Raw genomic sequence first — 26,661 nt, forward strand, 5'->3', positions numbered from 1 at the left:
GAAAGGTAAATTGTTTTATAGATTACCATGTTAAAATTTTATTTTGACCTGATATTTTCTAATATTGTTATACTTTAGATTAAAGCTTGTCCCCATTTTTATATCAAAAGACTAAACAACCTATGGCCAATAATGAAATGTACATAATTGGCATAGGAGCCTCAGCCGGAGGCATGGAGGCGATTCATTTGCTTTTTGACCATACACCTGAAGATGGTGTTTCTTATGTGATCATCCAACACCTATCCCCTGATCACAAAAGCTTTATGGCAGAATTGCTTGCCAAACATAGCAGATTAAAAATTTTTGTGGCTGAAAATGGCATGGACATTAAGCCAAATTGTGTCTATTTGATGCCCAAGGGTAATAATATGACCATTCAGCATAGAAAGTTGATGTTGACAGATAGCCATGCCATTCAACCCAATATGGCCATAGATATATTCTTAAATTCTTTGGCAGAAGATCAACGGGATAAAAGTATTGCTGTTATCCTTTCCGGTGCAGGTTCCGATGGCACAAAAGGAATAGCTGCCATAAAAAAATTCGGAGGGATTGTGATTGTACAAGACCCAGTAAGCGCTAAATTTAGCGGTATGCCTACAAGCGCAATTCATTCAGGCAATGCGGATGTTATTCTTGCACCAGAGTTTATTCCTGATGAAATCATTGCTTATTTAAAGCGGGATCAGTTGGTCAACAAATTTACGGAATTGACCGAAAATGATGTTTTAGCTCTGGAGGAGATTCTTCGCCTCATCGAGCAACAAACACCACTTGACTTTACTGATTATAAGCGTCCTACCATAATCAGAAGGATAGCCATACAAATGGCTTACCATAAAGTAACAAGCCTGGATGCTTATTCAAAATTTTTAAAAGCGAATCCCCCCGAAATAACATTACTGGCACAACAATTTCTAATTAGTGTCACAAAATTCTTCAGAGATAAGGAAGCTTTTAAAATATTATGTGAGAAGGTTATTCCAGAAATTATTAAAGGAAAATTGGTTGTAGATTCGCTCAAGGTTTGGGTGGTAGGATGTGCAACTGGTGAAGAGGCCTATTCTTTGGCCATATTGATAAGGGAACAACTGACCTTATTCAAAAAAGACCTTGAGGTTAAAATTTTCGCAAGTGACATTGACAAGACAGCGCTGCGTCATGCGTCTAAGGGGGTATATGCAGCATCTATAGCCTCTGATATATCGGAAGAGCGCTTAGAGAAGTTTTTTATTAAAAACGAGAATACCTATACCGTTCGGGGCAATATAAGGAAAATGGTCATTTTTGCAGACCATGATATTGTGAAACAGCCTCCCTATGGAAAAATAGATTTGATTAGCTGTCGGAATTTGCTAATCTATATGAATCCGATATTGCAAAAGAGGATACTGGCTTCCATTCATTTCTGCTTAAATCTGGGAGGATATTTATTTATTGGTCCCAGCGAAAGCCTGGGAGAATTGAAAAAATCATTCCAAGAGATAGATAAGAAATGGAAAATTTACAAAAGTATGGCGCCAGCCCTCAATTTACGAGACACCACTTATAATACCCCTGCATTGAATCCCCAAAGGGTGAATCCTGTACTTGATTCAAGGCCGCCAAAAGCGGTGTTTGCAAACAACCTATCAGAAAGCATCAATCAAACATTTATGGAGGTGTCTGGATATGAGGCTGCTATTTGTGTTGACAGTGATTTTATGATTGTACAATCTTTAGGAAATTACGAAAAATACCTACTCCCCAAACTTTTTAATTTTAATTTGCTTGAAATGCTACCGGAAGAACTTTCCATAGCTACTTCCACATCCTTACATAAATCCCTCAAAATAAATAAAAAGGTGCTATTAAAGGAGGTTAAATTTAGAAAAGACAAAGCAATACAATCAGTAAATGTTTATGTAGTACCCATTTCGGCTGAGCCCACCTCAATTAATCCGTTTATTCTCGTCCTATTTAGTGAGGGAGAAGAAAATACGGATGCTGATATAGATGTAGAACACTTCCAAATTGAATCCCATACCCAAAATTACTTGGAAGATCTGAGAAGTGAACTTGCAGAGACCAAAAGCCAACTTAAATTAGCAAATGATTCCCTGGAAGTTTCCCAAGACAATATCTCCGCCTATGGCGAAGAACTAATATCAAGCAATGAGGAGATGCAAAGTACCAATGAGGAACTTCAATCTGTAAATGAAGAATTGCAAACAGTAAATAATGAGTACCAGTTTAAAATAAAGGAACTGGCCGAATTGAATGATGATTTAAACAATTATTTTAAGAGTACGACAATCGGGCAACTCTTTGTGGATAGCAAGCTTGTCGTTAGAAAATTTACCCCTTCCTCTGTAAAACAGGTAAACCTGAAAGAAAGTGATGTGGGAAGGTCACTTAGTGACATTTCGACGAATATAAAGTTTGCTAATCTCGTTGAAGACATTAATGGGGTGATTGCCACCTCCAAAGTATGCGATAAGGAAATTCAAACTGTAGACGATAGGTGGTATCAAATGATTATCATGCCGTATGTCCGACAACAGGACAATCAAAATGACGGGGTTGTCATCACCTTTAATGACATTACTGAATTAAAAACGGTACAGGAAAAACTTTACAAGATCAATGAAGACCAGGGCAATTTTATTTATTCCGCTTCTCATGATCTCAAAAGCCCCCTTGCCAATATCAGTGGCCTGATTGATTTTTTGAAAGAAGCCCGCGACCCTGAAGGTATAAGTGTAAATGAGATAGCTGATTTGATTGGAGTAGCAATATCCAAACTCAAAGAAACAATTAATGAGCTCTCTGTGATCGTAAGAATTGAAAATGAAATCAATGAAGTTGAGTTAATAAATGTAAATAAGCTATTTGAAGAAGTTAAGTTAAGTATTAAGGACAAACTTGTTGAAGCAAAGGGGAGAATTAATATTGATTTCCAGGTGCCTGAAATTACATTTTCTAAAAAGAATTTGAGAAGCATTATTTTCAATTTATTATGTAATTCACTGAAATACAGGTCTCCTGACCGTGAGCTTGAATTGACTATTAAGACCGAGCAATCAGACCAGTTTATAATTTTATCTGTTCAGGACAATGGTTTGGGTCTTGATCCAAAAAATATAAATGATATCTTTTTGAAGTTCAATCGTAAACACAATCATGTGGAAGGAAGTGGCATAGGGCTGTATTTGGTGGAAAGAATAATTGCAAATTCTGGAGGGAAAATCGAAGTGGAAAGTGAGTTGGGAGAAGGGACGGTTTTTAGGGTGTTTTTCCAACAGTGATTCGTACCTGAAACGATTTAGTCCGCTTTTTTAAGATGATTTAATCTCGAACTCATGTTAATAAATAATGCTATCAAAAAAGCATGTGACTATCGATCATTAAACCCGAAATATGCAATAGAAAATCTATTACATGCTGAAACCGCTTCAAAATCAGCCACTTCGTTGCTGTTTTCAATTCTAACTGACGGTAGACAGGTTCACCATAGCGGTGCTATGCTAAAATATCCAAACAGACTGATTTTCTTGCGATTACAACACTTCTCGTAATCACGGGAAATCCTATTACATAATCCGGGTTAATTTTTCAATCCATTGACGGTTATTGTTTTATTCATATGAAAGGTTAATTTCGATAATGGTTAAGGCACTGTAAGCTTTGCAATGTAATTTATCCATTTCTTCATATACCTGTCAAACAAAATTAGGCATAAGTTACCAACTGCAATTTAAAAATACTGGTTATCCCATAAACATCGCATTAAAATAATTTTGAGTCCAACAAAATAAAAGGATTCACTTTTTAACCATATTCTGGTTATTTTGGGTAATAAAGAAGCTAGTGACAATTTGATTCTTCAGAATTATTTGTTCCAACCATAGTTGGATTACTACTGTAGTTATTTTGGTACAAAGCTTTATACAAAATCCAGACATTTCATTTAGAAAACCACCAATAACGACCACATTGATTATGATTAAAAATAGCCTTGCAGATCTGTGTTTAAAACGAAGCTCAATTAATAGAGTAGCTTCATTTTGCTTTTTACTTTTTATTGTTTTAGGATCAGGGAGATTGTCCGCACAGGATAATAATACCGATAAAGTGTTTCAGGCAGGTGCAGCCATGAGTGTAATTACTCCCAAAATCGGCACCTCAATAAATGGTAATTTTAAGGACGATACTGTTCGGCATATTCATGATGATACCCACGCCAGAGGTTTGGTATTAGATGATGGAAAAACTAAAATTGCTATGGTCACCTTAGATCTCTGCGTGGTTTATAGAGAAACCTTGGACAATGCCAAAAAGAGAGCAATGGCGTTTACAGGTATTCCAGTTGAAAACATGTTGATCTCAGCGATACACACCCATTCAGGAGGTACGGCTTGCTCCGTATGGCAAAGTGAGCCAGATCCGGACTATTTGATCTTTTTGGAGGAACGCACCGCAGATGCCATCGTCAGAGCCAATAATAACCTGGAGCCGGCAAGAATCGGCTGGGGTGTAGGACACGAGCCCAGCGAAGTATTTAACCGTCGATGGAAATTGAAAGAGGGCAAAACCTTTACCAATCCTTTTGGTGGAGAGGATAAAGTCCGAATGAATCCAGGTATTGGTAATCCTGATCTTTTAGGGCCAGCGGGCCCTATAGATCCTGAAGTGCCCATCATCTCCGTTCAGTCACTTGAAGGTAGACCTATTGCTATATTAGCCAACTATTCTTTGCATTATGTAGGGGGCACAAAAAGTGGGGAAATATCTGCTGATTATTTTGCAATGTTTGCCAACCGTATTGGAGAATTGGTAGGAGCAGATCGTCAAACTCCTGAATTTGTGGGGATCATGACCAATGGTACCAGTGGAGACATCAACAATATAAATTTTGGCGGAACTGCTCCTAAGCCCATGAGGCCATATGAGAAAATGGCCATTGTTGCCAATACGGTAGCAGCTGAGGCTTTCAAGGTATACCAAAACATTACCTATCAGGGTTGGGTGCCATTGGCAATTGTTCAAAAGGAAATATCCCTGGGAGTCAGGAAGGCGGATGCCAAAGAATTAAAAAGGGCCAAGGATATTTTAGCGGCAGCCAAAACAGATGGTTCCTATACAAGAGATGAGTTGTATGCTCGGGAAGCCATTTTTCTTAATGACTTTCCTGACCAAAAGCAATTGATCCTTCAAGCGATTCAAATTGGTGACTTGGCGATTACAGCTGTTCCTTGCGAAATATTTGTGGAAATAGGCCTGGAAATAAAAGCGAAAAGTCCATTTAAACAAACGTTTAGTGTCTCGCTTGCCAATGGTTACAATGGGTATTTACCCACCCCAAAGCATTACGAATGGGGTGGTTATGAAACCTGGAGAGCACGGTCCAGTTACCTGGAAGTGAATGCCTCAAATGTGATAACTTCCAATTTATTGGGGCTTTTAGATCAATTGAAATCTTCGGCCATAACTTCCAGATAAAAAATTATTCGAAATTATACCGAATAAATAGGCTGTCTAAAAATTTGGGGGAATGAAATACTATTAATCGTTAAGCATTATAAACCCACCCGAAAAGGTGAAATTAAGTTAGTGCTGGTAGTTGAATAACTACTGTAGCTATTTTGGCACAAAGCTTTACACAAAATCCAGACATTTTATTTAGAAAAACATCAATAACGACCACATTAATTATGATTGAGAAAAAGGTTAACAAACTGAAATTAACGCAAAATTTTGTCACTGGACTTCCAGTATCTTGTTTTTTATTGATGTTTCTACTAGTAGGGATAGGGAAGATCTCTGCCCAAGGAACAAATTCCGATAAGGAGTTTAGAGCAGGAGCAGCCATGAGTGTAATCACGCCCAAAATCGGCACCTCAATAAACGGTAATTTTCAGGAGGGGTTTACAAAAAATATTCATGACGAAACGCACGCCAGAGGCTTGGTTTTGGATGATGGAAAAACGAAAATTGCCATTGTCACTTTGGACCTTTGCATGGCTTATAGGGAAACCTTAGACAATGCCAAAAAGAGAGCGGCGGGTTATACTGGAATTCCAGTAGAAAACATGTTGATTTCTTCTGTTCATACGCATTCTGGAGGTACAGCTTGTGCTGTATTCGGAAGCACCCCAGATCCTGATTATTTGGTCTTTTTGGAAGAGAGAGCTGCTGATGCAATCATCAGAGCCAATAATAACCTTGAGCCAGCAAGAATCGGCTGGGGAGTAGGTCACGAACCGAGTGAAGTATTCAACCGACGATGGAAAATGAAAGAAGGAATTACTTTTACCAATCCTTTTGGTGGTGAGGATAAAGTAAGAATGAACCCAGGATTCAATAACCAAGACCTGGAAGGGCCTGCCGGTCCTATTGACCCTGAGGTGCCCATTATCGCTGTCCAATCCCTAGAGGGTACACCGATTGCGGTTTTAGCCAACTACTCCCTGCATTATGTAGGAGGTACAAAAAGTGGAGATATTTCTGCCGATTATTTCGGAATGTTTGCCAATCGCATTGGTCAAATGATAGGTGCAGACCAAAAGAACCCTGGCTTTGTTGGAATCATGACAAATGGTACCAGCGGAGACATCAATAATATTAATTTTGGCGGAACTGCTCCTAGGAAAATGCAACCATATGAAAAAATGGAGATCGTTGCCAACACTGTAGCAGCAGAAGCTTATAAAGTTTACCAGGACATTACTTATCACGATTGGGTGCCATTGGCAAGTGCACAAAAGGAAATATCCCTTGCTGTAAGGAAACCTGATGCAGCAGAATTAAAAAGGGCCAAAAAGATTTTAGCCGAGGTAAAAGGCGAGAAATTGCTTAAAAGAGACGAGCTGTATGCAAGAGAAACCGTTTTGATTAATGACTTTCCTGATAGAAAGGAGCTGATCCTCCAAGCCTTTCAAATAGGTGATTTGGCAATAACAGCCGTTCCCTGTGAGGTTTTTGTAGAAATAGGTTTGGAAATAAAAGCCAAAAGTCCATTTGAACAAACGTTTAGTGTTTCTCTGGCCAATGGATACAATGGCTATTTACCAACCCCAAAACATCATTAATGGGGTGGTTACGAAACCTGGAGAGCAAGGTCCAGTTACCTGGAAGTAAATGCTTCGAATGTAGTAACCTCCAATTTGTTAGGGCTTTTAGATCAATTGAAATCTTCGGCCATAACTTCCAGATAAAAAAGTATGGAAATTACACAGAATGAAAAAGGTATTCTTAATATCATAGGGTAAAAAATGCCATTAATCATGGCGAAGAATTTTAAAACTAACCCAAGAGCTGCATTTAAGTATTTGATGGAAGTAGAATTACTTCAAGCACTATTTTGGCACAAAGTTTTATACAAAGGCCAGACATTTCTTTTAGCCCAACACCAATAACAACTAAATCATTATGATTGAGAAAAAGGATAACCAATTGAAATTAAAGCAAAAGCTTGTCAATGGATTTTCAATCCCCTGTATTTTATTGTTGTTTTTAACATTGGGAATGGGGAGGCTATCAGCACAGGAAAAGAAGACCGAAAAGGAATTTAGAGCAGGTGCGGCTTTGAGTGTAATTACGCCTAAAGTAGGTACCTCAATAGTTGGTAATTTTAGAGATGATACTGTACGGCATGTTCATGATGAGACGCATGCCAGAGGATTGGTATTAGATGATGGAAAAACGAAAATTGCCATTGTCACTTTAGACCTTGCCATGGTTTCTAGAGAAACTTTAGATAAGGCCAAAAAAAGGGCCAATAAGTTTACGGGAATTCCAGTTGAAAACATGTTGATTTCAGCTATACATACCCATTCGGCGGGGACGGCAAGTGCCGTTTGGGAAAGTATGCCAGACCCAGGTTATTTGGTTTTTTTGGAGGAAAGAGTAGCAGATGCTATAATAAGAGCCAATAATAACCTGGAGCCGGCAAGAATTGGCTGGGGCCTAGGCCAAGAACCCAGCGAAGTATTTAACCGACGATGGAAACTGAAAGAAGGAATAACATTTACCAATCCTTTTGGCGGTGAGGATAAAGTAAGAATGAACCCAGGATTTGACAATCCAGACCTGGCTGGTCCGGCTGGGCCAATTGACCCAGAGTTGCCAATCATCTCCGTTCAGTCACTTGAGGGTAGGCCTATAGCCATTTTAGCCAACTATTCCTTACATTATGTAGGAGGGGCTAAGAGTGGAGATGTTTCTGCGGATTATTTTGCGGTGTTTGCCAACCGCATTGGAGAAATGGTAGGAGCAGATCGTCAAATCCCTGATTTTGTTGGGATCATGACCAATGGTACCAGTGGAGACATCAACAATATTAATTATGGTGGAACTGCTCCAAAGCCCATGCAGCCGTATGAGAAAATGGGTATAGTTGCCAATACAGTAGCGGCAGAGGTTTTCAAGGTTTACCAGGACATTACCTATCAGGATTGGGTGCCTTTGGCAATGGCTCAAAAGGAAATATTCCTGGGTGTCAGGAAAGCTGATGCCTCAGAATTAAAAAGAGCCCATAAAATATTAGCCGACGTCAATGAGAATGAATTTTTTACAAGAGATGAATTGTATGCGCGGGAAGCCATATTTCTTAATGACTATCCGGACCAAAAGCAACTGATCCTTCAAGCTATACAAATAGGGGATTTAGCAATAACAGCTGTTCCATGCGAAGTTTTCGTAGAAATTGGCTTAGAGATTAAAGCGAAAAGCCCTTTTGAACAAACTTTTTGCATTTCGCTCGCAAATGGATACAATGGCTATTTACCCACTCCAAAACACCATGCTTGGGGTGGCTATGAAACCTGGCGGGCAAGATCCAGTTACCTGGAAATAAATGCTTCAGATGTGATTACCTCCAATTTACTTGGGCTTTTAGATCAATTGAAATCTTCGGCCATGACTTCAAGATAAATAGCAAGGGAAATATCATCGAACAAAATAGAAATTCTTAAAATTACAGGGAATAAAACACCATTAAACACCAACAATGTCTAAGAATAATAAACTCACCCGAAGAGATGCAATTAAGTTAAGTGCTGGAAGTGGAATCGCTTTGGCACTAGGGACTACCAAGGGTTTTTCTGAAACTGGGACGAAACGAAAGAATCTAGTACAAGAGGAAAACAAAAAGGAAGGGACCACTTCCTGGCAGTTGACCAGAGTAAGGCCTGACGATAAAAATTACCGATCTGCTCTGATAGAAGGGTATTGTTCCAGGCAAAGTTTAAAGGCTGGAGAAACACTGGACATCATGGTTTCTGTAGATCCAGAAGTGGATTACCAGATTGATTTTTACCGGACTGGCTATTACAATGGAACAGGTGGAAGATGGATGAGAAAAACGTGCCCGTTAAAAGGCAAACGGCAAAGAACTCCTGTACCAGGTGACATGAATATCCATGAATGCAAATGGGAGGTTTCCAACAGTTTGACTATTCCTGAGGATTGGCTGAGTGGGGTATACTTGGGCAAATTGCGCACTTTGCCCAATAGTCCGAGAGAGCCCTATTGGGAGAGCTATATAATTTTTATTGTTAAAGATGAGCGCGAGACAGACCTATTGTTTCAATGTTCAGACAATACCTGGCAGGCATATAACAAATGGCCTAATAACTATTCCATTTATACCCATCCAAAAGGAAACCAAGGCCCCTGGGCGAAGGTAAGCTTTGATAGGCCTTATGCTCGTCAGGGGCAATACGAAGGCATTGTAAACGACCCGCTTTCTTTTGGTTCGGGAGAGTTCATTTCCTTTGAAATGCCTTTTGCCTATTTTCTGGAAAAGCATGGATATGATGTGAGTTATTGTTCCAATGTCGATTTGTTAACTCCAGATAGAGGATTAAAGGCAAAGGCTTTCTTAAGCATCGGGCATGATGAATATTGGGACATTCGACAGTTTAGAAGTGTAGAGACCCTTAAGGCAAAAGGAGTGAATTTGTTGTTTTTTTCTGGGAATTCTATTTGTTGGGTAGCGCCCTATACGTCAAGCGAAGCCGGCCAACCTAACCGTAGGATCTTTAGAGGAGGGCCTTATGGCGCCAATAATGATTATGCAGTTTTGAGAGAAAAATTAAATGGACCGTTTCCCGAAAGGGGCCCCGATGAGGGATTGCTGATGGGTGTGAGAAATACAGAACCGATTAACGGTGGAGGTGACTGGACAGTGAAAAAACCTGACCATTGGATCTTTAAAGGTACAGGGATGAAGCAAGGGGACAGTATTCCTGGGCTTATTGGCTGGGAATACATGGCGGATGCCGCTGACATTGAAGGTTTGGAAATTGTAGCAGAAGGCACCGCATGGCAGGGTGGAGATAACCCATGTCCCTACCAGGCGGTAATTTATCCAGGTCCAAAAGATAATTTTATTTTCAGTGCCGCAACTATTTTCTGGGGAATGGGATTGAGTAGCCCTCCTGGACATACCTTGCCCTGGTCTCATTATAGCAGACCACACGGACCTGATGTCAGGGTCCAAAAGATGACCCATAACCTGTTAGAAAAAGCCATAGAGTCATAATTTTTGACAGGTAATTACTGGCAGATAAATAAACTTTAATCAATTGGATAATAATTTAGCTCCTATATGATGACATTAAATGCAAGCAATTATAAGAAGGGCCGCGTACATAGTTTTTCATTTCTTTTTCTTGTAGTTGCACTTTCTATATTAACAATAGGACATGGGGTAAATGCACAGCAGTCTAATCTCAAATCTGGAATGGTGCAAATTGAAATCACACCATCAGAAGCCGGATACCCGCATTATAGAGGACCGAGTACTGGGGCTCACGATCCTTTGTTTGCAAAAGCAGTGGTTTTTGAGCAGCAGGACGAGAAAGTGGCTTTAGTGGTTGGAGATCTTTTGTGGGTTGAAAGGGACTTGTCCCTTAAAGCCAGAATGCGCATTGAAAAAGAAACAGGCATACCATTTCAAAATATCATTATTGCGGGAACCCATTCCCATACCAGCCCGGCTTATCATCCCAATATTAGAGAGTTAACAGGGACTTTAAGACCGCCATTTGATGAAAGACTAGATACAGGCAAAGCCGATGCTTATCCTAAGGAACTGGAGGATGGTATCGTAAATGCGGTGATTAAAGCATATGAGAAAAGGGAAGAAGTAGTCCTGGAAGTGTTTGGAGAAGAAGTAAATGATTTGGCATTTAACAGGCGCTTTATCATGAAAAATGGAAAGTTGATTACCAATCCCGGTAGACGCAATCCATCCATTAGGGAAACGGAAGGACCTACAGATCCAGAATTGGCTGTTGTGATGATCCAAAGGAGGAAAGACAAACACCCAATAGGGACGGTCTCTAATTTTTCTTTACATGCCGATACTTTTGGTGGAACGGCTTTCAGCGCCGATTACCCGGGCTTTTTGGCCAATAATTTGCGAAGGCATTTTCACAAAGATTTTGTATCGCTCTTTGCAGCTGGAGCTTGTGGCAATATCAACCACATAGATGTTACTGGTACCAAGGAAGAAGTAAAAAGTTCTTCTGAAATAGGTGAAATTCTCTCCTCTACAATCTTACAAAAACCAAATAAATTTCAAAAAATCAATGGGACAGACCTAAAGGCAATAGCTAAAGTCATTTATGTCCCCATCCAACATTTCACTCCAGAGGAATTAGAATGGGCCATTAAGGAAACTGGTGCGCCACCACTTTATGAAGAAACTGCTTTTTTGGAAAGAAGAAGACGGTTAAAAATCAGGTCACTTGAGAGAATAAGGAGAACAGAAGCGGTGCCTCCAGCAATAGGAGACCAACCATGGAGAATTCCATTAGAGGTGCAGGTGTTTCAAATTAGCGAGGACCTGGCCATTGTTGGCCTTCCGGGGGAAGTGTTTGTAGATTTAGGCTTGGCAATCAAAGAAAATTCCCCCTATAATAATACCATTGTGGTTGAATTGACCCATAGCCATATTGCTTATGTTCCCACCAAAGAGGCATTTACCCGTGGAGGATATGAAACCATTAATTCGAGGCTGGCTCCCGGAGGAGGAGAAATGCTGGCAGATACTGCTATAGCATTGCTGCAGGAAATTCACCAGAAACAATAAAATTCAGCATGCTGAAAGACCATATTAAAGGCATTTTCTATGTACGATAAAAGCAAATTAACATTCGACAGACGAAAGTTTATTGGAACGGTGGCTATAGGGACATTGGGTTTGCTGTCCTCACCTGTTTTGTCAATGAATGGAGGAGCATTGCTTGAACAGAAAGCTTACAATGGCATGTCCAAGGTACCTGAATACAAATGGCAAATAGGAATAGCCAAAGCACTGATAACCCCTCAAAATGACGTTTGGCTCGCGGGTTATGGTAGGAAACGAGTGGCCTATGGCAAAATCCATGATTTATGGGCCAAAGTAATTGCCCTAAAGGATGCGGCAGGCAAAAGAGTGGTGATGGTTACCACCGATCATATGGGCATGTCTAAGACCATCTATGAACGGATTTTTAACAAAATCGCGGAACAATTTCAATTGGAACGCTCTCAATTTATGTTGACCTTTTCGCACAATCATTGTGCGCCATGTTTAGAAGATGACTTGGTGGACTATTATCCCAGCGATGCACAACAGAAAAAAGCGGTAAAAGAATATACATTATGGATGGAGGATCAGTTGATTGCCGCCATTGATGAAGCACTTAATAACTGGCAGGACTGTGAGTTGTTTTCTAGCGGAGGCAATTGTTCTTTTGCTGTCAATAGGAGGGACAATAAGGAAGCTGAAGTTCCGGACTTATTGGCCAAAGGTATACCGCTACAAGGTGCAGTGGATCATGAGGTGCCTGTTCTGGCAGCTAAAGGTCCTGGAGGGCATTATTTGGCCTTGCTTTTCGGCTATGCCTGTCATCCTACCACATTGGATTTCAATACCTGGTGTGGGGATTACCCAGGATTTGCGCAGATAGCTTTAGAAAATAAATACCCAGGCACCGCAGCCATGTTTTTCAATGCCTGTGGTGGAGATCAAAATCCTTTGCCTAGAAGAGAATTGGCACTGTGTGAGAAATACGGTGACATGCTTTCCACTGCTGTTGAGGTAGCATTAAATAAACCATTGGAAAAGATTTCTTCACGGCTAAATACTGCTTTTAATTTTGTAGACCTGGCCTTTGAGGAGATGGTGACTTTGGAAAAATTAGAGCCCATAGCCAATGGAAGAAGTCCGCTTCAAGCCAGATGGGCAAAGCGGATGATTGCAAAGATTGAAAATGGAGAAACTTTTGCTAAAAGCTATCCTTATCCCACCCAAGCCTGGCAAATGGGAGATGAACTTCTGGTTATAGGGATTGGAGGTGAGGCAGTAGTAGATTATTCCCTCAGATTTAAAAAAGAGTTTCCTCAGAAAACCTGGGTTTGTGGCTATGCCAATTATATGGCAGCCTATATTCCTTCTCGGCGTGTTTGGGAAGAAGGAGGCTATGAAGGAGGATCACATTTGGATGAATATGGTCACCCTGCCTGGAGATGGCGAGGAGATGTAGAAGACCGCATTGCTGAAAGTGTGCATAAGGTGGTAAAGGATACGAGGTCTGTGGATTCGTAAAGAGGTTGGGTTTTTTATTTTGTCATTCCAGCAAGACCGTCATTACGAACCCTTTTGGGTTGGGCTGAGAGGGGGAAAGGGTGTGGCAATCTCTCGTTATAGCAGATTCTCACGGTTTTTAAAGACATCGGATTTTGCTAAAGTGAAAGTATTTCCAGAAAAATCATAAGCTTGATAAACTTTTAATTCCTATTAATGAATAGCAAACCTGGCAAAGTTGTAAGGTCATCGAAATTTCTAAGAAACTCAAGGAAGCCTGACAGGCTTCAACAACAATAGCCACGGGTGGAACCCGTGGACAGCGAATATTCCAATTACTCCTCAACCCCGTAGCGGGTTGAACAAGTTTCGCTAGGTGGCGCTGTTCAACACCTCCAGTGTTGAGAGTAGGAGGGTTTTTCCTTCCCGTGGGTTGCCACCCACGGCTATTATTGTTCAGCCCTTTCAGGTCTGGGGTTACAATAAACGTATCTGTCATACCTACTCCTTCCGCTCAGGATCCGGTTTTGATCCGGTTTTCAGGACTTGAGTAAAATTTAAATCGTTAAAGCAAGACCGTCATTGCGAACCCTTTTTGGGGTTGGCTGAGCGGGGGGGAGGGTGTGGCAATCTCACGTTGTATCGGATTCTAACTGTTTTTGAAGACATTGAATTTTGCTAAAGTGATGTTATTTCCAGAAAAATCATAAGCTTGATAAACTTTTAATTCCTATTAATGCATAGCAAACCTGGCAAAGTTGTAAAGTCCTCCCAATTGTTATGAAACCGAAGGAAGCCTGGATGGCTTCAACAACAATAGCCACGGGTGGAGCCCGTGGACAGCGCATATTCCAACAACTCTCCAACCCCGTAGCGGGTTGAACAAGTGTCGCTATGTGGCGCTGTTCAACACCTTCAGCGTTGAAAGTAGGGTAGTTTCTTCTTTCCGTGGGTTGCCACCCACGGCTATTATTGTTCAGACCCTTCAGGTCTGGGGTTACAATAAAGGTATCTGTAACACCTACTACTTGGGCTCCGCTCAGGATCTGGTTTTCAGGACTTGAGTAAGATTTGATCGTTAAAGCAAGACCGTCATTGCGAACCCTTTTTGGGGTTGGCTGAGCGGGGGGAGGGTGTGGCAATCTCACGTTGTAGCGGATTCTAACTGTTTTTGAAAACATTGGATTTTGCTATAGTGAAAGTATTTCCATAAAAATCACTCCTTCTTCAAGCGAATCACAAACATTTGCCGTGTTCCATTCTTGTCAATTCCAGGCACTAGAATAGCATCATTGGTACGGTTCCAGCGTGGAGCAGGGTCAATGCGGATATCACCACTGTAAAGGCCTTTGTCTATGCCTTCACTTCGGGCAAAGGCACCATCACTTCGGCGGTATACAGCATAATAGTTTTTATTGTCTTCACTGTATCCATTGACGAATAGGTCCCCATTGGGTGAAAGCGATATGTCACCTTCTGGTTTTGGAAACATTTCTGGAGTTCCCAATCTTCCGATAATTTCCTTGCTGTCTACATTGTACCGGATTTGCTCATCGGGGCTTTTCCCATCATTGTATTTGATACCTATCAATACATTGCCAAGATCCCATTCCGGATGGCCCCCTATATGTGTTTCATGGAGTTGAAGTCCGGTACCATCCGTATGAATGGAGGCAGGTACATTGATTCTTTCCTCGTCTTGGCCACTCCATCCGGCCCTGATAAAAAAGTAGATGCGATTGGCATCACGATTCCAGAGCGTGTGGTTGATAAACAAGCCGCTGTGATTAAGTTTGGGTTTGGTTTCTTTTAATTTGTCTTCCAATTTTCTATAGGAAACCAATAATCTTTTATTACCCGTTTTTATATCAACCAAAAAAATACCGTCGTTCTCAGGAGCCAATTGATCCTTGGACCAGTCCAATGCGCCAGGATATCCGGTAACTAGTCTAAGTCTTGCCAGTCGTCCATAATTCAAGCCTAGCCAAGCTGAACCATCTGCAGCGACGCCACCATTCCCGATAGGACTGTCCTCATACCGGTATTCTTTGATCCTTTTTCTCTGTTCGATATCATACAGTACAGTAAATACCTTGCCAGTCTTAAGGTCTCGGTCATTAAAGAAAAACTGGGTTTCGGGAGCCAAGGGATTCCAATAGAACATGGTGCCCTGCTGTGGGTTCCATGCATTGGATTTGTCTAATCGTATGAGCTTATTTTTATTTTGGGTATCGATTAGGAAAACCGTTGCCGATTCTTCAGGTCTTGGCATGCGGTCTATGGCATCAATCTCAAGTCCTAAAATATACCTTCCTGAAGCATTCCAGGGGATGGTTTGACATTGGCCAATGTAGCCAAAGAAATGGTGCTTATTACCAGAGGTTAATTGGGTAATGTCTAAATCAAAAGGGTTTGGTTGGGAAACACCTGAAAGAAAACTTGCCAGGTAGAAAAAAATAAAAAAAGAATATAAAAGGCCTTTTTCTGAAAAAAAGATTCCTTTTATATTCTTTGGAATTCGGGCAAAATAAGTCATGATCTGGATGGGTTTGTTATTAAAAGGCAATTAGCTACGCTTGATAAATATAAACAATTATAGCAGATTCTTTTGCCCAGGCCCAGACACATTTTATTTTACCTTAATTTATTTGGCATTGGTCAACATGGTATTGAAGATATCAAGTTGTTCTTTCATGGCAGCCACCCTGTCAGCAGGGCTTGTACGTGCTTCCAATAAAATCCAGCCTTTATAATTCATTTCTACGAATAAATTCATCAACTCCTGATAGGGGTATTTGCCTTCGTTTAGCTCACGAATATGAACGGTATCACCCAACCATTTTTTAACAGAATTGAAGTTGGCTTCCAATCCGGGAGCCATCAAATCCTGGTCGTTTGAATTCCAGCAGACCTTAACGCTTTTCTCAGTCACCTGATCAAATATGGCTTTCATATTTGGCAATTGTTGGGTCAGTTTTCCATGAACTTCCACACGAACCAACTGTCCCAAATCACTGGCATACTTACCTACCTCGTTAAACGATTTAGCGATCTGTGCGATGGTTTGCTCCTTGGAAACTTCAGCAGGTAACCCATTTGGTTTAACCTTAATGCCAGTGGCGCCAATGTCTTTGCACAACTTTAGGTATTCCTTTGTGCCTTCTATGTTTTGACGTACTTCCGCTTGATCAGTATAGTGATAAGCATAGTTTGAGCCATAGCCCAAGCAGGTAACGGGACTGTCCTTAAAGCGTTTTTTTACTTCTTTGCGTTCATTGGCAGACAGGCTGGATTCTACTCCGTGTGCATGCTCTGTACGCAATTCTACGCCAAGAAGCCCTGAAGCTTCACAGTTTTTTAGAAGGGTTGGAAGGTCCCAGTCTTTTCCCCATTGATAGGTGACCAGACCAAGATTGATTTTGGGTTTTTTAGCGAAAGCTGCCGAAGTAGCTGGGTCCAATAGTGAAAGCCCTATTCCTGCAGCGATACTCTTTTGGAGAAAATTTCGCCTTGATTGATTGTTATCCATTGAAATACTTGTGTTTAAAAGGATTTATTGCGTTACTTTTTAGCGTATTCGTCAGCTAAGGCATTGATTTCATCCTCGCTAAGGTGCTCAGACGCAACCACAACTCTGTATTTGAAAGTAGCGGTTTCACCCTTTTTTAAGCTGTAATTCAATTCGTCTTTGCCACCAGAAAGCGCTTTTTGTCCTAATGTATTCGCAGCAAATAAACCATAATCCCTAGCATGCCAATAAGTTGGGTAGCCTGGGTTTTCTGGATGATCAATGATTATCAAAGAAACTTGCTCTCCCTTAATTTCACTGGCCAACTCCATCCAACGGGCTCTGGTACCCCATACATCCCCTCCTGTAATTCCTTCTGAACTTTTGTAATCCCCTTTTACATAGGTATTGTCCATTTTATCCACTTTGGTTTCAACACCATGTGAATCCATTAAGGTAGTTGGTTTCTCTGAAGGCAACTCCATTTCACGGGCAACACGGATGGCAAACATTCCTTCTTTGTTGTCTGTAAATTTCACTTCGTCAATCAAAGCCGTTAATTCGGTGGTACGGTCAATAATGCGAATGTCTTTTCCTGCTTTAAAAGCAAAAGAAGTTTTCTCTTCCAACATGCTTGTGTTGTCAGGTGCTTTCCAAAGAGACTTAGTAACCAATAGGGCTTTTCCTTTACCACTCTTCGTTTTTTCGATAGATTGGTGAAAGATGGAGCCATAACCATCCTTTTTTGAAGCTGGAATAGCTTCAGAATTGTTCCAGAAATCAAGTCCGTTGACATCTCCATAATTTAACCATATACCTACGTGATGTGGGTGGTCGGTTCTGTCTCCTGCTTTATTGATCATTGGATAACTCCTGGTCAGCATGTTTCCGTCTGGGGAAATTACTGGCCACAGTACTGGTTTCATTACGTTGTCTGGATAGATATAGGAAGTAAAAAGTTTACCATCTACCATTACATCCACTTTATTCTCGGAGTCTTTAACTTCGATTTTTATGGGTTCTTTGTCTTTTTGACCAAAGAGGAGAAAATTGCTGCTCATTGCCATTATTACTACTAATGCTATGTATTTCATTTGAACACTTTGTTTATACCTGAAATATAATTTAAATTCCCTTTACAAGAAAAACCTGTCAGGACGAATTTTCCTGGCAGGTTTTTCTCAAATTGGTTATCAATATTATAATTATTGATTGTTTAAACCTGGTCTGGAACTTCGAAACCTGGTCTGTAATTACGTGTTAGCATTGCATCTGCCTCATCATCATTAACAAATTTTTCAGATTTAGGATTGAATGTTAATACACGGTCTAATTGATAAGCTATATTTCCTAAGTGAGCCAATCCTGAAGACAGGTGCGCTGTCTCTACTGGGCCATTAAGAATGGAAGCATCATGCTTACGAACTGCCTCGATAAAATTAGCAAAGTGACCGTCAGTTCCACCGGCTCCACGATCCATTTCAGATCCAGAAGGTCCACCGTCTTGTCCTGATTTACCAGGGGTTCTATCTTTGCCAAGGAATGTTTGGTATTTATCGTATCCATCAACTACCAAATAACCTTTGTCCCCATAGAAGATATTACCTACGGTAGCTCCATCTTCAGCATTGGTGCACCATGGCCTTACTTCAAACTGAATGATTTTGTTCTCATCAGGATATTTGTATACAGATGTCAATACTTCTGGTACCGTTTTGGCATCATCCCATAAGAATTTCCCTCCCATGGAAGTGATTTTAGTAGGTAGCCCTACATCCAATCCCCACATACACAGATCTGTTTCGTGGATACCTTGGTTACCAACATCACCATTGCCATAGTCAAAATTCCAGTGCCAGTTATAATGCACAAGGTTTTCAGTAAATGGAGTTTTTGGAGCCGGTCCTGTCCATAAATCATAATCCAATCCTTCTGGTACAGGAGAAAATCCTTTGTCACCGATGCTTGGTCTCCACCTAAAAACTAGACCTCTGGCCATGTAAACATTGCCGATATAACCATCACGTATTAGTTGGATGGCTTCTTGAACCGCAGGAGAACTTCTAAGCTGAACACCATGCTGTACGATACGGTCGTATTTATGAGCAGCTTCTACCATTTTCCTTCCTTCGGAAATGTTGTGGGAACCTGGTTTCTCAACATAGACGTCCTTGCCAGCCTGGCAAGCCCAGATGGTAGTCAATGCATGCCAGTGGTTAGGAGAAGCAATACTGATAACATCAATATCTTTGTCGTCCATTACCCTGCGTAAATCTTGTTCCAAGACTACGTCAGCATTGTATTTTTCTTTAAAGCTTTTTTGACGATCTTTAAGAATATTCATGTCAGGGTCACAAAATGTCTTGATTTGAACATTTTTTTGTGACATAAAGCCTTGGATATGACTTTTTCCTCTACCATTTAGACCTAAAACTGCCGCATTGATCCTGTCATTGGCTCCAAATACACTGGAAGGAACAATGGTGGGCACAATGAGGGCAGCTGAACTGGCTATGGCTGATTTCTTTATAAAGGATCTTCTTGATGATTCCTTATCCATATTGAAATTTGGTTTATTATTGAAGTTATAATTATTCGACCCATTAAATTAAGAAATTCCCCTGACGAAATGATAACATCAGGGGAATTAATTTACTTTTTATTCACCAATGGCAAATTCTTATTCACCAATGGCTCTCATAGGGTCTTCATTGGGGACACCTGGAGTTTGAACTACATGATTCAATAGCTCAATATTGTTCTCGGCACCATTATAACCAGTAGTTTGGTTCAAAACTGCCTCAACATTACCAACAAGGTAAGGCTGATATACTGGCCAAAATATGTGCTTTGGATCCATGGTATACTTGGTCGTATTATAAGTAGCCCAAGGCACCTCGTCTCTAAAGAAGGTGTTTTTCTCCATCATTCTGTCGTAATAGAAGCTACTCGCTGAAAGTGACTTTTCTATATCATCTCCTGATATGGAATAAGTTTTGCCATTATAGGCGGTTTTGCCTGTTTTAGCGAAAATTACAGAAATACGAACCAACTCATCATGACGGTACTCTTCACCAAACAACTCTCTGTTTCGTTCGTCAAGAACAGCACCTATTCCGTCAGTTTGAACGTCTGCGATCGTATACATATCGATTGCATTTGCTCTTTGGCGAATGGTATTGATGTCATCAGCTACGCCTGCAAAGTTGTCTTGCCAGAATCGGGCTTCTGCCCTAACCAGGTAAGCTTCTGCAATACGCATGATGTACATGTCCATTTTACCACCATCTTGTCTGTCAGGTCTATCCTGCTGATTAACAGAATAGAACTTGTAACGTGGGTAGCCATACCAGCAACGGATAGTATCCTGGCAGGTTAAGTTTCCATTGTCATCAAATAGTTGAAGGGGTTTTAGGTAATAAGGACTTCCAGGGTCGGTAGCAGTTGGTGCTAAAGAAGGATTGTCGTATAAAACATCCTCCATTTCAAACCAGTTAAGGTCTTTGTGACGGTAATCCTGTTCGTCAATTTTGCCTTTAAAATTCCAGATGTCATATTGTGAATAGTTGGTAGGTCTGGCAAATCCCTGACCTCTACCCCATTTTTTCATCATTCTACCTCTGTCGTCATTGGTGGCTTGTTGGGTATCAGTCCCTGTTCTATTGGTGCCAGGCTCCCAAACACCAAGGTTTGTACTTACAAAATTTGGTCCCCAAGCTCTGATTCTTGCAGATCTGCCTTGTGTACCCAAAACAAATGGCTCATTGACAACCAGCCAAATCCCTTCTGGATTGCTGGTTTTCTGATTGCCTTTGTCCATGTGCATATAGTTAATGGCATCAGCAGATGCATAACCACTTCTTCCTGGAAGAGGGTTGCCTGTATTAGGATTATTGGTATTGGCTACTTCTACTTCACTAACATCTGATGGGATCATGTCGTCAGTGAAAAGTTGCGACTCTCCACCATTGATAACATCGTCCATTAATTTTTCAGCATCAGCAAAACGAAGGTTTAGCATGTAAAATTTAGCCAATAAAACACGTACAGCATCCTTTGGTGCCTGACCTGATGCCAATTGACTTTTTGGTTTCACATGTTGAACAGCATACTCAAGATCCGCGATCATTTGATCCCAAATACCTTGCATATTGAAGGCTTTAAAATCCCTTCTGGCGTCAGTAACTACATTCAGTGGAAAACCTACATTTCCAAAATCCATGGTCAATTGCATGTAGAAAAAGGCCCTAAGAAAATAAGCGGATCCTAATAGATGGTTTCTTTCTACATCATTGGCGCCATCTGCCCATTCAGGGAAGTCAATATAATCGATTACGGTATTGGCTTTTTTGATGTGCTTGTAATTGTCTGCATAAAAAGACAAAGTACGGCCAGCATCATTGTTTCTACTATTCGTAGGAGTTGCGTAGACACGTAAATCTACCCATGCATCCGGTTTATCTGTAGCAGAAACAACAGAGGCATCACTCATATTGCTATTGAACATCAATTCCCGGGTATCCCCATTCCATTGGTTAAAAACCCCTTTATAAGCCCCATCCAAAGCTGTTTGGAGCCCTGCGGCATCCCCAAATGTGTTTTCTGGACTAAGAAAAGACAATGGCTTTTCATCCAGAAACTCCTCGTTACACGAGACAGAGAATATAAGGAATACAGGGAGTATAATTCCTTTTAATAAATTTATCTTTTTCATTTCTTTTTATTTTAATTTTGTGTTTCTAAAACTGTAAGTGTTCTATGTTTTAGAAAGTTACATCCAAACTAAAAGAATAAGTTCTTGGCATTTGTCTTGAAGATTCAGGGTCACCCAATTCTTTGATCCAAGGCGTGAAGACAGCAACATTTTCAATGTTTACGGCCAACCTCACTCTGTTTGCACTGACTTTTTCCAAAATATTTTGAGGTAAACTATAACCTACTGAAATATTTTGAAGCCTTACATAAGACTGGCTTAACCAGGCATTGCCACCACCCAAATTGATGGAGTTGATTCTGGCAAATTCATTTTGTCCGTTAAGAGGTGTCCAGTAAGGGATGTCGTACCAATTGTGGTTTTTGATGTATTGTTGGGAGTTGTTAAAAGGCTCAGAAGTACCTCCTTTATATCCCAATCTGGCAAGGAAAATCAGCCCAGCGTCAAAACCTTTGTATTCAAAATCGTTCCTAAAAGTAAGGTACCAAGGGTTATTGGTCAATCCCAGGAATACCTTGTCATCAATGTCAATGTCACCATCACCATCCTGATCTACAAACCTGAAATCACCAGGAAAAAGACCATATTCTGCAGCTTCAGCCTCTTCTCCTAATTGGTATACGCCGTCTAATTCCCAATCCCAAATAATATCCTTGTTTTCACCAATAAACCACCCGTTTTGCAAGTCATCAGGTTCTCTCATTTCTGTGTTTCCATCACCATCGGTCATGGCGATAGGATCATTTCCTAGGGTGGTGATTTTATTCACCCTGTAGGTAACATTAAAAGCAGAAGTCCAAACAAAATCAGCGGTGGATACATTGATTGAATTTAATCCCAGGTCAAAACCTCTGTTTTGCAAATTGCCAATATTTGTTTTAATTGATTCAAATCCTGTAATATCAGGTAATTTCTGATCCAATAGTAAGGACCTGGTTTCAGACTGGTAAGCATCAAATGATCCACTTAGTTTGTCACCGAAAAGACCAAAATCTATGCCTACGTTAAAGGAGCCTGTTCTTTCCCACGAAAGCAAACGGTTGGCTATTCTGTCTATTTCAGTGTAGGGAGTTGGAATATAGCCACCGTCATAATTCAAAAACACATCATTACTTAATCTGGCGTAAGCATTATAATCTTGTAATCCGCTACTGTTGCCATTTACACCATAACTCAATCTCATTTTCAAATAATTGAGTGTGGACATATTTTGCATAAAATCTTCATTGCTAATGGTCCATGCGGCAGAAACGGAAGGGAAATTACCGTAAATATTATCTATTCCGAATCTAGAAAACCCATCTCTTCTTATGGAGGCTGAGAAGTTGTACTTGTCACTGTAGGCGTAGTTTACCCTTCCCATTAAACCTGTTCTTGAGTTTGTCTCATCATAGGAAGACATCGTAGGATTTAAACCAAGTTGCATTGCATGGTATCCTAGAGCAGATGTTGGAGAGAAACTGTTTGTAAAGGCTTGGGTTTGCCAGCTTTGATTTCTCTCCGCATTGTACAATCCTGTGAAATTTAATCTATGCTCTCCAAATGATTTATCCCAGTTAAGCGTAGTGTTGGATTGCCAGGAGAAATAATCATTGTATCTTCTCTGGGCTTCATCTACAGCTCTTTGAGGATTACCTTTTTCATCCAAGTCAAATCTTTTGTACACATCAAAACGAGGTGTATAATCCGTTCTCACAGTAAATCCACCTGGTAGGTTTACGGAAGCATACAGTGTTGGATTTATCATAAATCGGGTATAGCTTCTTGTATTCCAAGATGGATCCTGGTAAGGGTTGCTTATGTTGGAACCTGCTGCTTGATCGTTTAGGTTTTCTCTGGTTTGTGGCATGCCATTCTTCCAAGGTTGATCATATGGAGAATATACCCTAAAACTACCATTGTCTATAGCTTCATTGCCTTCATTCTGATAGGTGAATTGAGTATTGGCGCCAATAGTGAAAAACTCAGCCAAATTAACATCCAAATTTAAACGGGAAGTTATGGTTTCAAAAGTATCACCTATTTGAACAGACTCCCGGTTACTGTATCCTAAAGAATAATAATAAGATACCCTTTCACTTCTTCCGGAAACACTTACGTCATAATCTTGCCTTACCCCTGTGTGGAATAAGAAGTCCTGCCAATCATAAGAAATGCCATTTTGGTAATTTTCAATCTCATTGTTCAAAAAACCAAAATTGTTTACTCGCGCAAGATCAATGGCAGCAGGATCTGTTTCACCTGGGATACCATTGGCTGCCAACCAATCGTCTTGGTATTGTGGATCTATGCTGTTGTAATCTCTAAACCTGGTCCAAGGCTCTGTGATGGAGTTGGTAATGGTTTCATTCATATCCGTCAGCCAATTCAAAACATCTTCACCACCTTGGTGGGTTTGCTGCCTTCTTGCTCCAGTTACCAATCCTACTCTGGAGCTAAAGGTAATTTGTGGTTTGCCATATTCACCTCTTTTGGTAGTGAAAATCACAACACCATTGGTTGCTTGAGAACCATATACGGCTGCAGCACTTGCATCCTTTAATACATCCACACTTGCAATCGTGTTAGGATTAATTTCCGCAAGATCTCCACGGAAGATAACCCCATCCAATACGATTAGTGGACGATTGGCTTCTGCTTCCTCGTCTACATCGTCATCTAAATCTGCTTTTATAGAGGCATCTCCCCTTACATTGAAGCCAGGTACATTTCTAGCATTTGTGGAATAACCCACACTCAAACCTGGTACGGTTGTTCTTAATATTTCAGAAACAGAGGTAGGCTTGTATTTCATTACTTCCTCTGCCTGAACATTAATCACAGCTCCTGTAAGGTCTTTCTTCTTTTGGGTACCATAACCAATGACAACCACTTCATCCAACGCCTGAGTGCTCATGGTAAGAGATACATCGATTGTAGATTGATTGCCCACTTCTATTGTTTGGCTCTCAAAGCCAATAAAAGAAATAACGACAGAAGAATTGTCAGGTACCGTAAGGGTGTATTTTCCATCCAGGTCGGTTGCCGTTCCTATGGATGTTCCTGGTACTGAAACAGTGGCTCCTGGAATAGGTTGGCCATTGTTATCAGTAACTGTTCCTGAAATCGTGACGTCAAAGAAATCTGCTACCTTCGATTTGCCTGAATTTAATTTGGAGGCGGTCGTCAGTGAATTTCGGTCGATATTTTTTAGGTTCTTGTCTAAACTTGTCTGCTGAGCCAATAGACTCCCTGAAAACAAGCATAACACTAAAGTCGCTAGTGATGATATCGGTTTCATCACTAGTCGATTGAGTAATTTTCTTTTCATAATGGGTTGTTGTTAATTGTTTTTTGATCTGAAAGGAATTCCTTCTTAGATTCTAGGTTTTAGGTTTTTCGTCTTTACTTCATTGGCATGTTGTTTAGTGAAAAATTGATGAACGGTCAATTATTTATTTAAAGTAACAAATAAATATTTCGTTTTATAGGGTGAATATTTAGTATTGCGAAATTTTATATTGTAAATAATGAATTTGATTTTTAATGCAAGTGATTTTTATTGAAATTAACTTATTTTTTATTATTTCAGTATTGCATATTAAAAATTTTTTCTTCCTAAAAAAAATATAAGACTGATTTTATCAACAAGCATCCACAATCCCAAATTCTCTGCTTGCAAAGCCATAATAATTTACATTAATGAAAATTTGGTGTCATTTAATTATTATTCATTTAGAATAATAGAAATGATGTTACTGATATCACTTTTTGTGCTTTTATTGGTTATTTTTCAAGAAGAATTGCCTGATTATTTTTAAGAGTGATGTGGGATTCCTGTTTATTCTTTTATTGTAGATGTACCGTTCTTTTCCTTCATTTGACAGTTAATAAATTAAGCGGATTTTGAAATGAGCATTTTATCTTTTCTTAAACTGGTTAATTCTGAGTATGCTATAAAAGCAAGGTTTGAAGTATAAAAACAAATTCTTTTTTTTGATAATTCTTTTAAAAAAGAGCACAGCTTGGCTGTGCTCTTTTTTAAAAGAATTATCAAAAATATATCTTGAAATAGAATTACTATAGCTATTTTATAGACTTGTGTTTGTATCTATTTGATTAGGTTTTTCACCAAAACCTAACCCCTATTGTAGGATAAAGGGTGTTGAGCTTATTGGTGCCGACTACCCCCACCTGAATAGAAATGACCTGGCTGACTTGTCTTCGGTAGAAGGCTTTGATCGTGGTTTGGTTGAAAAGTTGGCTTTTTTCATCATTCAAAAGGTAACCAATGCCTATCATGTTTTTATTATTGGATTTAGGATTGAAAAGTTCCCAGCTGAATTCCGCATTTAAAAACCAATTGTGATTGACCGCTACCTTGTTTTCAATCTTTTCCGGGAAAAATACTGAGTTCGTAATCGAAGCCCCAATATCAAATTTTCTACATGATAGCTTACTCCTAAACCCAATCTCAGGTGTGAAATAGCCTCCCGTATAATCGAGTCCAACTGGAAAGGTCAATTCAATTCGATCTGAATAAGGGACATATTTTTTTTCAATGTTGAGAATGACTCTGTCTACACTTGTCTGTGGAAATGCTTCGGCTATTCTATAGGTAATGGTTTTAAACTCTGGAAATTCAGTTGCTTTTTTAAGAATGGGCTTAAATTTTAATTTTAAGTCCTCCGGGCTGTGCTCATCAGAATTGAACAATAACAAGATTTTTCCTTGATTTGGAAGTTCAAATGCCAAAGAGTCGGTTACTGGCCAATCTTCGTCCATCCATTCCTGGGTATTTTTAGGCAATTGGTTTTCAACTTCCTGGGCAAGAATTTCATTTTGAATTGCACATAGCAATACCATTAAAGACAATTGGATTAATCTTTTCATAACGAG

At 40.0% G+C, this 26,661-nt stretch carries 14 protein-coding genes; 7 read left to right on the forward strand and 7 right to left on the reverse strand.

The features are described 5' to 3' along the window. Nucleotides 1–122: 122 nt before the first annotated feature. From AC0L7T_RS09585 to AC0L7T_RS09615, 7 genes are all read left to right on the forward strand, one after another. On the forward strand, nucleotides 123–3,290 hold the full coding sequence (locus AC0L7T_RS09585; protein ID WP_473342340.1) for a CheR family methyltransferase: 3,168 nt from the start codon (nucleotides 123–125) through the stop codon (nucleotides 3,288–3,290). A 694-nt stretch (nucleotides 3,291–3,984) separates the two neighbouring features. Beyond that, nucleotides 3,985–5,484: a hypothetical protein gene (locus AC0L7T_RS09590; protein WP_473342341.1), complete on the forward strand. Its 1,500-nt coding sequence runs from the start codon at nucleotides 3,985–3,987 to the stop codon at nucleotides 5,482–5,484. Nucleotides 5,485–5,696: 212 nt separating this feature from the next. Then, nucleotides 5,697–7,073, forward strand: a complete 1,377-nt coding sequence (locus AC0L7T_RS09595) for a hypothetical protein (RefSeq protein WP_473342342.1) — start codon at nucleotides 5,697–5,699, stop codon at nucleotides 7,071–7,073. A gap of 340 nt (nucleotides 7,074–7,413) precedes the next feature. Further along, nucleotides 7,414–8,916, forward strand: a complete 1,503-nt coding sequence (locus tag AC0L7T_RS09600; RefSeq protein ID WP_473342343.1) for a hypothetical protein — start codon at nucleotides 7,414–7,416, stop codon at nucleotides 8,914–8,916. A 76-nt stretch (nucleotides 8,917–8,992) separates the two neighbouring features. Next, the gene (locus tag AC0L7T_RS09605) at nucleotides 8,993–10,528 is read left to right on the forward strand and encodes a N,N-dimethylformamidase beta subunit family domain-containing protein (protein WP_473342344.1); all 1,536 of its coding nucleotides are present in this window, start codon (nucleotides 8,993–8,995) and stop codon (nucleotides 10,526–10,528) included. Between the two features lie 66 nt (nucleotides 10,529–10,594). Next, nucleotides 10,595–12,082 carry a neutral/alkaline non-lysosomal ceramidase N-terminal domain-containing protein gene (locus tag AC0L7T_RS09610; protein ID WP_473342345.1) on the forward strand — a complete coding sequence of 496 codons (1,488 nt, stop codon included), beginning with the start codon at nucleotides 10,595–10,597 and terminating at the stop codon, nucleotides 12,080–12,082. 39 nt (nucleotides 12,083–12,121) lie between these two features. Beyond that, complete coding sequence (locus tag AC0L7T_RS09615) at nucleotides 12,122–13,582, forward strand: neutral/alkaline non-lysosomal ceramidase N-terminal domain-containing protein (RefSeq protein WP_473342346.1); 1,461 nt, start codon at nucleotides 12,122–12,124, stop codon at nucleotides 13,580–13,582. A gap of 1,195 nt (nucleotides 13,583–14,777) precedes the next feature. On the opposite strand, the gene AC0L7T_RS09620 is transcribed toward AC0L7T_RS09615, so the two are convergent. The 7 genes from AC0L7T_RS09620 to AC0L7T_RS09650 all read right to left on the reverse strand — a co-directional run bounded on the left by AC0L7T_RS09620 (nucleotide 14,778) and on the right by AC0L7T_RS09650 (nucleotide 26,655). Beyond that, nucleotides 14,778–16,097: a hypothetical protein gene (locus AC0L7T_RS09620; RefSeq protein WP_473342347.1), complete on the reverse strand. Its 1,320-nt coding sequence runs from the start codon at nucleotides 16,095–16,097 to the stop codon at nucleotides 14,778–14,780. A 108-nt stretch (nucleotides 16,098–16,205) separates the two neighbouring features. Beyond that, on the reverse strand, nucleotides 16,206–17,090 hold the full coding sequence (locus AC0L7T_RS09625; RefSeq protein ID WP_473342348.1) for a sugar phosphate isomerase/epimerase family protein: 885 nt from the start codon (nucleotides 17,088–17,090) through the stop codon (nucleotides 16,206–16,208). Nucleotides 17,091–17,122: 32 nt separating this feature from the next. After that, nucleotides 17,123–18,163, reverse strand: a complete 1,041-nt coding sequence (locus AC0L7T_RS09630) for a DUF6807 domain-containing protein (protein ID WP_473342349.1) — start codon at nucleotides 18,161–18,163, stop codon at nucleotides 17,123–17,125. A 122-nt stretch (nucleotides 18,164–18,285) separates the two neighbouring features. Continuing rightward, complete coding sequence (locus tag AC0L7T_RS09635; RefSeq protein ID WP_473342350.1) at nucleotides 18,286–19,629, reverse strand: Gfo/Idh/MocA family protein; 1,344 nt, start codon at nucleotides 19,627–19,629, stop codon at nucleotides 18,286–18,288. Between the two features lie 120 nt (nucleotides 19,630–19,749). Then, entirely contained in the window at nucleotides 19,750–21,783 is a 2,034-nt protein-coding gene (locus AC0L7T_RS09640) for a RagB/SusD family nutrient uptake outer membrane protein (protein WP_473342351.1), read from the reverse strand. 49 nt (nucleotides 21,784–21,832) lie between these two features. Continuing rightward, nucleotides 21,833–25,093: a SusC/RagA family TonB-linked outer membrane protein gene (locus AC0L7T_RS09645; protein ID WP_473342352.1), complete on the reverse strand. Its 3,261-nt coding sequence runs from the start codon at nucleotides 25,091–25,093 to the stop codon at nucleotides 21,833–21,835. Nucleotides 25,094–25,890: 797 nt separating this feature from the next. Next, on the reverse strand, nucleotides 25,891–26,655 hold the full coding sequence (locus AC0L7T_RS09650) for a hypothetical protein (protein WP_473342353.1): 765 nt from the start codon (nucleotides 26,653–26,655) through the stop codon (nucleotides 25,891–25,893). Between the last annotated feature and the right edge of the window lie 6 nt (nucleotides 26,656–26,661).

The sequence above is a fragment of the Cyclobacterium sp. 10D3-21 genome, from assembly GCF_055809755.1.

Excerpts from the sequence above, each read along its gene's own strand:
- AC0L7T_RS09585 (WP_473342340.1), top strand. The coding sequence starts at position 123 with ATGGCCAATAATGAAATGTACATAATTGGCATAGGAGCCTCAGCCGGA.
- AC0L7T_RS09590 (WP_473342341.1), top strand. The coding sequence starts at position 3,985 with ATGATTAAAAATAGCCTTGCAGATCTGTGTTTAAAACGAAGCTCAATT.
- AC0L7T_RS09595 (WP_473342342.1), top strand. The coding sequence starts at position 5,697 with ATGATTGAGAAAAAGGTTAACAAACTGAAATTAACGCAAAATTTTGTC.
- AC0L7T_RS09600 (WP_473342343.1), top strand. The coding sequence starts at position 7,414 with ATGATTGAGAAAAAGGATAACCAATTGAAATTAAAGCAAAAGCTTGTC.
- AC0L7T_RS09605 (WP_473342344.1), top strand. The coding sequence starts at position 8,993 with ATGTCTAAGAATAATAAACTCACCCGAAGAGATGCAATTAAGTTAAGT.
- AC0L7T_RS09610 (WP_473342345.1), top strand. The coding sequence starts at position 10,595 with ATGATGACATTAAATGCAAGCAATTATAAGAAGGGCCGCGTACATAGT.
- AC0L7T_RS09615 (WP_473342346.1), top strand. The coding sequence starts at position 12,122 with ATGTACGATAAAAGCAAATTAACATTCGACAGACGAAAGTTTATTGGA.
- AC0L7T_RS09620 (WP_473342347.1), bottom strand. The coding sequence starts at position 16,097 with ATGACTTATTTTGCCCGAATTCCAAAGAATATAAAAGGAATCTTTTTT.
- AC0L7T_RS09625 (WP_473342348.1), bottom strand. The coding sequence starts at position 17,090 with ATGGATAACAATCAATCAAGGCGAAATTTTCTCCAAAAGAGTATCGCT.
- AC0L7T_RS09630 (WP_473342349.1), bottom strand. The coding sequence starts at position 18,163 with ATGAAATACATAGCATTAGTAGTAATAATGGCAATGAGCAGCAATTTT.
- AC0L7T_RS09635 (WP_473342350.1), bottom strand. The coding sequence starts at position 19,629 with ATGGATAAGGAATCATCAAGAAGATCCTTTATAAAGAAATCAGCCATA.
- AC0L7T_RS09640 (WP_473342351.1), bottom strand. The coding sequence starts at position 21,783 with ATGAAAAAGATAAATTTATTAAAAGGAATTATACTCCCTGTATTCCTT.
- AC0L7T_RS09645 (WP_473342352.1), bottom strand. The coding sequence starts at position 25,093 with ATGAAAAGAAAATTACTCAATCGACTAGTGATGAAACCGATATCATCA.
- AC0L7T_RS09650 (WP_473342353.1), bottom strand. The coding sequence starts at position 26,655 with ATGAAAAGATTAATCCAATTGTCTTTAATGGTATTGCTATGTGCAATT.